The organism is Roseovarius halophilus (ex Wu et al. 2025) (genome assembly GCF_047086965.1).
Genome location: NZ_JBKOTX010000232.1, coordinates 1 through 7,510 on the forward strand (window position 1 = coordinate 1; position 7,510 = coordinate 7,510).

The 7,510-nt window shown below is 67.2% G+C and carries 9 protein-coding genes and 1 pseudogene; 6 read left to right on the forward strand and 4 right to left on the reverse strand.

Annotation, left to right across the window (positions count from 1 at the left end; genetic code table 11):
* The 4 genes from ACH107_RS27765 to ACH107_RS27780 form a co-directional block, all read right to left on the reverse strand.
* Nucleotides 1-542: phytoene/squalene synthase family protein (locus ACH107_RS27765; RefSeq protein ID WP_412508937.1), on the reverse strand; the 542-nt coding region annotated here is incomplete at its 3' end.
* Nucleotides 543-556: 14 nt separating this feature from the next.
* Nucleotides 557-2,065, reverse strand: a complete 1,509-nt coding sequence (crtI, locus tag ACH107_RS27770) for a phytoene desaturase family protein (RefSeq protein ID WP_412508939.1) — start codon at nucleotides 2,063-2,065, stop codon at nucleotides 557-559.
* Entirely contained in the window at nucleotides 2,055-2,897 is an 843-nt protein-coding gene (locus ACH107_RS27775) for a polyprenyl synthetase family protein (RefSeq protein WP_412508941.1), read from the reverse strand. The genes crtI and ACH107_RS27775 overlap by 11 nt, the downstream gene beginning before the upstream one ends.
* Before the next feature lie 50 nt (nucleotides 2,898-2,947).
* Complete coding sequence (locus ACH107_RS27780; protein WP_412508943.1) at nucleotides 2,948-3,724, reverse strand: bacteriorhodopsin-like; 777 nt, start codon at nucleotides 3,722-3,724, stop codon at nucleotides 2,948-2,950.
* 440 nt (nucleotides 3,725-4,164) lie between these two features.
* On the opposite strand from ACH107_RS27780, the pseudogene ACH107_RS27785 reads away from it, so the two are divergent.
* The 6 genes and pseudogenes from ACH107_RS27785 to ACH107_RS27810 form a co-directional block, all read left to right on the forward strand.
* A pseudogene (locus tag ACH107_RS27785) lies at nucleotides 4,165-4,685 on the forward strand (integrase core domain-containing protein); the annotation flags it as partial.
* Nucleotides 4,686-4,908: 223 nt separating this feature from the next.
* A complete protein-coding gene (locus ACH107_RS27790) occupies nucleotides 4,909-5,115 on the forward strand; it encodes a GMC oxidoreductase (protein WP_412508945.1) in 207 nt (68 codons plus the stop codon).
* Nucleotides 5,116-5,331: 216 nt separating this feature from the next.
* Nucleotides 5,332-6,018, forward strand: coding sequence for a MotA/TolQ/ExbB proton channel family protein (locus ACH107_RS27795; protein WP_412508946.1), 687 nt, complete (start codon nucleotides 5,332-5,334; stop codon nucleotides 6,016-6,018).
* A gap of 1 nt (nucleotide 6,019) precedes the next feature.
* Nucleotides 6,020-6,403: an ExbD/TolR family protein gene (locus tag ACH107_RS27800; RefSeq protein WP_412508948.1), complete on the forward strand. Its 384-nt coding sequence runs from the start codon at nucleotides 6,020-6,022 to the stop codon at nucleotides 6,401-6,403.
* Between the two features lie 4 nt (nucleotides 6,404-6,407).
* Nucleotides 6,408-6,833 carry an ExbD/TolR family protein gene (locus tag ACH107_RS27805; RefSeq protein ID WP_412508950.1) on the forward strand — a complete coding sequence of 142 codons (426 nt, stop codon included), beginning with the start codon at nucleotides 6,408-6,410 and terminating at the stop codon, nucleotides 6,831-6,833.
* Nucleotides 6,830-7,510, forward strand: a 681-nt coding sequence (locus tag ACH107_RS27810) for a hypothetical protein (RefSeq protein ID WP_412508951.1), incomplete at its 3' end; no start/stop codon positions are given. The genes ACH107_RS27805 and ACH107_RS27810, both read left to right, overlap by 4 nt.

Here is a 7,510-nt window from a genome sequence, read left to right on the forward strand (position 1 = left end):
GCAGCCGCCGGGGCGCCGCCCGCGATCACCTCGGGCCGGTGCGGGCACAGCGTCGCGGGCAGATACCGGCGCCCCGCCTCGGCATCGGCCCGCACATCGCGGCAGATATTGGTCAGCTGCATCGCCTTGCCCAGGTCGCTGGCCGCGGGATGCCAGCGCGTGTCCACGTCGAACAGGACACAGACCATGACACCGACAGTGCCCGCCACGCCCATGCAATACCGGTCGAGCGCGGCGTCGTCCGCAAGCGCACACGGTCCGGTGTCGTCCGCCACCGTCGCCACAAGCTGGCCAAAGGCGGCAAGCCCCGTGGCGTTTCCGCCGAACAGATCGCGCGCTTCCCGGGCGAGGGGATCGTCGCCATGCGCGCGGGACAGGTCTTCTGCGAGTTGGAGGAGACGCGCCCGAACGTCCGGCCCGCCCACATTGTCCGCCAGATCGTCCACGGTGCGGCAAAGCGCGTAAAGCCGGGCTACGCGCGCGCGATCGCGGCGCCCCAGCAGGCGCGCCGCTGGGGCGAAACTGCGCGCGTGGTGCTGCATGGTTTCCTCGGGCGTCATGGGGCACCGACGGGTGCCGGCACGACCGTGTCCAGCACCTTGGCCGAGGAAACCACGCCCGGCATTCCCGCGCCGGGATGCGTGCCCGCGCCCACGAAGTAAAGCCCGTCCACGCCCTCGGCGCGGTTGTGGAACCGGAACCACGCCGATTGCGAGAAGAAGGGCGAGAGCGAGAACCCGGCCCCGTCCACGGAGAGGTAGTCGTCGCGGAAATCCTCGGGCGTCATGGCAAACTCGGCCGTGATCGTTTTCGACAGGCCCGGCAGCATGGAGTCGTCCAGCGCTTGCACGATCCGGTCGCGCAGTTTCGGCCCCTCGACCGCCCAGTCCTGCCCCCCGCCGAGGTTCGGCACCGGGCAGAGCACGTAGAAACTGTCACAGCCTTCGGGCGCGAAACTCGGGTCGGTCGCCGTCGGGCGGTGAACGTAGAGGGAAAAGTCCTCGGCCAGAACTTTCTTGTGGAAGATATCGCTCAACAGGTCCTTGTAGCGCTCGCCGAACCAGACAGTGTGGTGGGCGACGTCGGGCCATGTCCGCTTGGCGCCGAAGAACAACACGTAAAGCCCCATCGACAGCCGCCCGTGGCGCGACCGCAGTTTCGCGGTGGAGGACGGGGCCTCGGGGGGCAGCATGTGCCTGTAGACGTGTACCGGATCCATGTTTGACACAACAATGTCCGCGGGCAGATACCTGCCGTCCTCCAGCACGACGCCCGTGGTGCGCGCGTCCTCGATCGCGATCCGCTCGATCGTCGTGTCGAGCGAGATCCGGATGTCTTGCTCCTGCATCAGCCGGTCGAGCGCACCGACCAGCGCGCCGGTGCCGCCCTTGGCAAACCAGATGCCGTGGGTGCGCTCGAGATGGTTGATCATCCCGTAGATGGCTGTGGTGTCGAAAGGGTTCCCGCCCAGGAGCAGGGGCTGGATCGAGAAGGCTCGGCGCAGCCGGTCATCCTTGATGAAGCGGCTGACCATGGCCCAGACGCTTTCGAAGGATCGCAGACGCAGCAGGTGTGGTATCTGCTTCAGCATGAAGCCGAAGGCATGGAACGGCGTCGTCGACAGGCGCTTGAAGCCGATGTCGTAGATTTTCTTCGACCACGCCCCCATGCGGCGATAGCCGTCGACATCGCGGGGTGACAGGCGGGCGATCTCGGCTTCGGTCGCGGCCTCGGTCGGGCCGTAGTCGAAGGTCTCGCCGTCGTGGAAGTGGAACCGGTACCACGGATCGGGTTCGACCAGTTCGACGTAATCCGCCATGCGCCGGCCGAACAATTCGAAAAGCTCCTCGAACAGGAACGGGGCCGTCAATACGGTCGGGCCGGCATCGTGGCGAAAGCCCGCGTGCTCGAAAACCTGGCCGCGCCCGCCGAGGCGGGGGCAGCGGTCGATCAGGTGCACGTCGTATCCGCGGGCGCGCAGCCGCAGGGCAGCGGCGATCCCGCCAAAGCCTGCGCCGGCGACGATCGCGCGCGGCCGCGCGTCCAGGCTTGTATCACGCGGCATCGGCACGCTCCGTCATTGCGCTTTCCATCCGGTCAGCAAGGTTGCAGAAGGACGTCCCGGCCTGTCCCGGCAGATCCGCCGCACGGGCGCGCACGGTTTCCAGCGCCTCTAGCGCGATTATGCGTGCCTCCGACACGCCGCGCTTTCCGGGTGAAAGCAGATGACATATGTTGACCCGGTTGGCGGCAGCGTCCGCGTCGCGATCCCGGATGTCATCCAGAACCTGATAGGCGAGCGCGAGTGTGCCACCGAGTCTTGTCGCCGCGTCGTCTCCGTCCTGGCTCGCCGCGGCGAGCGCAAGGCGGACCGGCAGGGCAAACAAGGGCCCGGTTTTTTCGGCCACCAATTCCCGATAGGAGGCAAGATCAAGCCGAGGTTTCATCAGGTCGCGCGCCTGCCCATTGGCCGTGCGCGTGATCGCGTCGTGCAGCAACGCGATCGCCTTCGCGGGATCGGGATGGTGCGCGGCAGAGGCGAAGGCCGCCGAGATCATCACGTCTCCGATGCTGACCGCCGCAGCGGGTCCGAAGCGCTGCCAGACGGCGGGATGCCCACGGCGCGCGGTGTCCTGATCCTGCAGGTCGTCATGGACGAGCGACGCGTTGTGCAAAAGCTCTGGGCCGCAGGCGCATGCTTCTGCGGCTGCGTGCGAGAGTTGCAGTGCCCACGCCGCATCCAACCCAAGCCTGGCCCGCACGCGGTTGCCACCGGTCGAAAGGTGATACAGCGCTCCTTCGGCAATCGGACCGGTGCCGCAAAGCTCGACCATGCGTTGATCGATCACTTCCGGATGGATCGTGGATTGGCGTGACATGCTGAACTCCGAAAACATCCTGGGCTGCGACAAGCGGCCGCCCGCAGTCCTGCGGGCGGCCGTGGAGGTCACTCGGCCGGTTGCGGTGTGGCCTTCATGCTGTCGAAGTAGGCCTTGCTCTTGCGCTGCGCGATCATGAAGATCAGCACGCCGAACACGGCCTTGGCCACGATATCGGCGATGGTATACCCCACCTCGATCACGGTTGTGGCCGTGGCACCTTCAAGGCCGATGGCCCCGGCAAAGAACACGATCGGGTAGAACGCCCAGCTGCCGATCACCACGTAGCGCGCTGCGCTGACGAGGCCCCGTGCATCTTCGGGTTGGCTGTTGATCGACTTGGACAGGCCCGCGAAGAGCTCGTAGACGATCCACAGGAACGGGATCATCGACGCGATGCCCCAGAACCAGCGTGCCCCCGTGCTCGTTGCGATCTCGCCCGGGTAGCCGAGCGCGATCATCAGGGCGGCCAAAAGCCCGAGGCGCGTCGCGCGCGATACTGTCTCGGCCCGGCTGAGCCCCATGACGAGGATCAGTTCGACCAGCAACAAGGGCACGGTCAGCAGCCAATCGACGTAACGATAGGCTTGGTTGAACGCGTAGCCCGTGGTCGCGATCGTACCTTCCGCAACGTCGAACGCCGCGTTCCAGCTCTCGAAGATGCGGAAGTAGTGGTAGGCCGCGATGAAGGTCACCAAGCCGGTGATCGTCATCGCCGTTCGGTATTGCGGCGCAACCTGGGACCGACCAAGCCAAAAGAAGATGGTGGCCGCCGCCAGCGTCGCGAACGCGAATGAAAACGCGTTGTAGATGAGGTCATACTGCCCCACCGAGAGATTTTCCATGGTTCGCTCCTTTTCGCATACTTGCGTGTACGCGACGCCGCAGGTAGCCGCTTCTTCCCGGGCAGACAGGCGTTGCGACAAGATGCCACTGCGTGACCCGCGTCGAGATTTCCCTCGACAGGGTCGGGCCGATGGGCCTGAGTTTTTCCGTTTGCCGTGGGCAGTCGTGGATGCGCCGGGGCGCTGTACGTTCCGTTGGTCCCCAGATCAGCCGATTGAGCCCGGCTTGCAACCGGTAGAAGGCCACCATCCGTGCGCGCGACGTACCATGTGGTCCTTGTCAGGTTTGCACGTTCCCGTTTTCACGGTGGCCTGCCACGGGATTTTTCCTGTATTCTGAACCAGCGTCCGGCCCAATGGACGGACGGACCCCGGCATGAACGAGATACGGCGAAGAACGGATCATCGGCATCCACCCCATCAATGGCGCACAATGGCCCGCCCTGAACGTGGTCGACGCCGTGACACGGGCTTGTCTGGCAGCCATCCCGGACACGTCGATCTCCGGGCGGCGTGTCGTGCCGGAGCTGACAGCCCTGATCGCACGGCGCGGCCGGCCGGAACTGATTGTCAGCGACAACGGCACCGACCTGACCGGTAACGCGATCTCAACCTTTGCCACGGAACACAAGATCGAATGGCATTACATCGCGGCGGGCAAGACCATGCAGAACGGCTTCGTCGAAAGTTTCAGCGGGCGCATGCGCGATGAACTTTTGAACGAAACCATGTCCCGCAACACGGGCCACGCCCGCGCCGTGATCCGGGCCTGGGCCACCGACTTCAACGAGACACGCCCCCGGTTCGGCACTTGGCTACACGACGCCCAAGGCATTCGCCGAACACCTCACCACCGCACCCGACAGCCACGCTGCGCCATCTGAAAGCTCCGCGCGGATGTCGGCTTCTCCCTGCGCCAATCGGCATATCAACCCGAAGGATACCGGTTCCGGCTGGATGAAAGTCCAGTGGCAGGTCATTTCTGATCCGACCCGTCCGGGCAGTATCTGGCCAAGCTGGTTGAAGGCATCCGCATTCAGCGCGGTGCGGCGGTATCCGACCCGCTGGCCGACCTGCTCGACTCCGAAATGCAGCCCAGCGTGGACTGCCAGGGCGATGATGACCTCGCAGAGCATGGACAAGGACACTGCATGACCCTGTATCATGCTGCCTGAACCCGTCGCATGGGCACGGACGATGCCGCGGTGGTGGATTCCTTCGCGCTCAGGTTCAATGGCGTGGAAAACCTTTATGCTGCCGACGCCTCGGTGACTCCGCGCATGGTGTCGGGCGATACCCGGGCGGCTGCCATCGCCATCGCCGAGCGCGCGGCGCCGTCCGTTCGAAACGGGGGGCGGGGCTCCGCCTGGCCCTGCCTGACCCGTGCTTGACGACGGGCGCCACCGCCGCAGGCGCTGGTCCACCGGCGCGTCGTCCGCAATCCGGGACGGTGCGCCAATTTTGCCGATTGCCCTCGGCACCGAATTCTCCGACCTTGGCATCTTCACCCGACCCGGGGGGACCGGTGACAGTAGATCGGGCAGCCCGGCCGATCCATCAAGGCTCGGAAATCATTGGCGAGGGACGATTTGGACTGGATTTCGCGCATGGCTGACACGGTCAGCTCACCGAACCTTGACGCCGTTTCGGGGTTCATACGCCTGGGCGGCCCGGCGATCTGGGCGATTTCGGCCTTGTCGGTCATCGCTCTGGCGCTCATCTTCTGGAAGGCGTGGCGCTTGATGCGTCTCGGGGCCTGGACGGGCGGCCGGCGCGCGCAGCAGGCCGTGACGCTGTGGTCGGACGGTCAGGAACAGCAGGCCCTCGCGCTGGTGCGCAATCGCACGACCTGCCGGGCGGCCCTGATCCGGGCCGCGATGACAGCACGGCAGGACACCACCCTCGATGACGAGGCGGCACGCGCCGAAACAGCGCGCGTCGCCCGCAATCTCCTCGCACGGGCGCGGGTCGGCCTGCGCCCGCTGGAACTGATCACGACCATCGCGCCGCTGCTGGGTCTTCTGGGCACCGTGCTCGGCATGATCGCGGCGTTCCAGGCCTTGCAGGAGGCCGGCAGCCGCGCGGACCCTGCGACGCTTGCCGGTGGCATATGGGAGGCGCTTCTGACCACGGCGGCCGGCATGGCTGTGGCGATCCCGGCCGCGATGGCGCTGACATGGTTCGAAAGCGTGGTGGACCGCCTGCGCCTTGAAATGGAGGACGCCGCGACGCGGATATTCCTGCGCCCGACGGCACGGGATGCCACCCCAGGCGTCGCGCAAGCGGCCGAGTGACATGTTCACCTTCGACGCCCCGAGACCCCGCCGCAAGCGCAGCCTGACACCGATGATCGACGTGGTGTTCCTGCTGCTGGTGTTTTTCATGCTCGCGTCGCGGTTCGGTGCCGACACGCAGGTAACGTTGAACGTGGCAGGGCAGGCCGCGGGTGACGACTATACCGGCCCGCCGCGCCTTGTCGATGTCCTGCCGTCGGGCGCGCGGCTGAATGGCCGGTCCGTGGCGGACGGGGAACTGGCCGCCCGGGTCCTGGACCTGACCGCGGCGCCGTCGGACACCGTTGTGCTGCGCCCGCGGGAGGGTGCACGCCTTCAGCGCGTCGTCGATGTGATGCAGCGGCTGACCGGGGCGGGGCTGAGCGCGCTGGTGCTGGTGGAGTAGGCCGATGCAATTCCCCGATCCGCCGCGCCGCCGCGCCCAAGAAAGCATCGTCCCGATGATCAACGTGGTTTTCCTGCTGCTGATCTTCTTCCTGATGACCGCGCAGATCGCCCCGCCCGAACCGTTCGCCGTAACGCCCCCCGAAGTGGCGGCAGACGGCCCGCCGGCTGACGCGGAATTCGTTCTCTATCTCGGCCCCCAGGGTGAGCTGGCCTTTCGCGACAGCCGGGGGGAGGAGGCCGCGCTCGCTGCGCTGAGCGCGGCAAGGGCGGCCGCGTGCCCCGCGCAAGGATGCGCCGACACCGCCGCGTCGCGGTCACTGGTCCTGCGCGCGGATGCCGGTGTGCCCGGAACGCGGCTGGCCGCTCTCATGCCGCGGATCGCGGCGGCCGGCTTTGACGAGGTTCAGCTGATCACGGTGGCGGAATGAAACGCGTGACGGAGTTCGGCCTTTTCGTCATGCTCGCGGCGGGCGCGCACATCGCCGTCGCGTCCTATGCGCCCGGGCCGGAGGGGGCGCAAGGCATCGGCGATGACGGCACTGCCGCGGTATCCCTGCAAGCCTCCGATGCAAGGATCGCCCAAATGGTGGCGGCGTGGGAAACGCCGCCCGAAGTGGCCGGTCAGCCCGCCGCGCCACCCGCGCCGCGGATGGCCATGTCTGCCCCCGAAATATCAAGGCCGCAGGCCGCGCCATCGCCATTCACCAAGGCCCCGACGGCCCCGGGTCTGGCGGTGCCGCGGCCCGAAAGACTGCCCGAGCACGGTGGCCCGGACACATCCCCGCCCCGGCCTGCCCAACCCGGCCCCGAGCCGGGGCCGGCGCAACAGGCGGAGAAACAGGCGGGCGTGCGGCCCGTGGCACGGCCCGAGGCGCCAGCGGCGAAAAGGCGCCGGGCAGCGCCAACGCAAGGGACAAGGGCGCAACGGTCGGCCTCGGCCCCGAGCGCCCCTCAGAAGGCCCGCGGACAAGGTGGCGGCGCCGATGCCGGTACCGCGCAAGACCAGCGCGCGGCCACCCTTTCGGCCAGCCGGCGCCAAAGCCTCGCGGCGCAATGGGGCGCCCAGGTGCGCCGCAGGATCGAGCAGTCGAAGCGCTATCCGCGC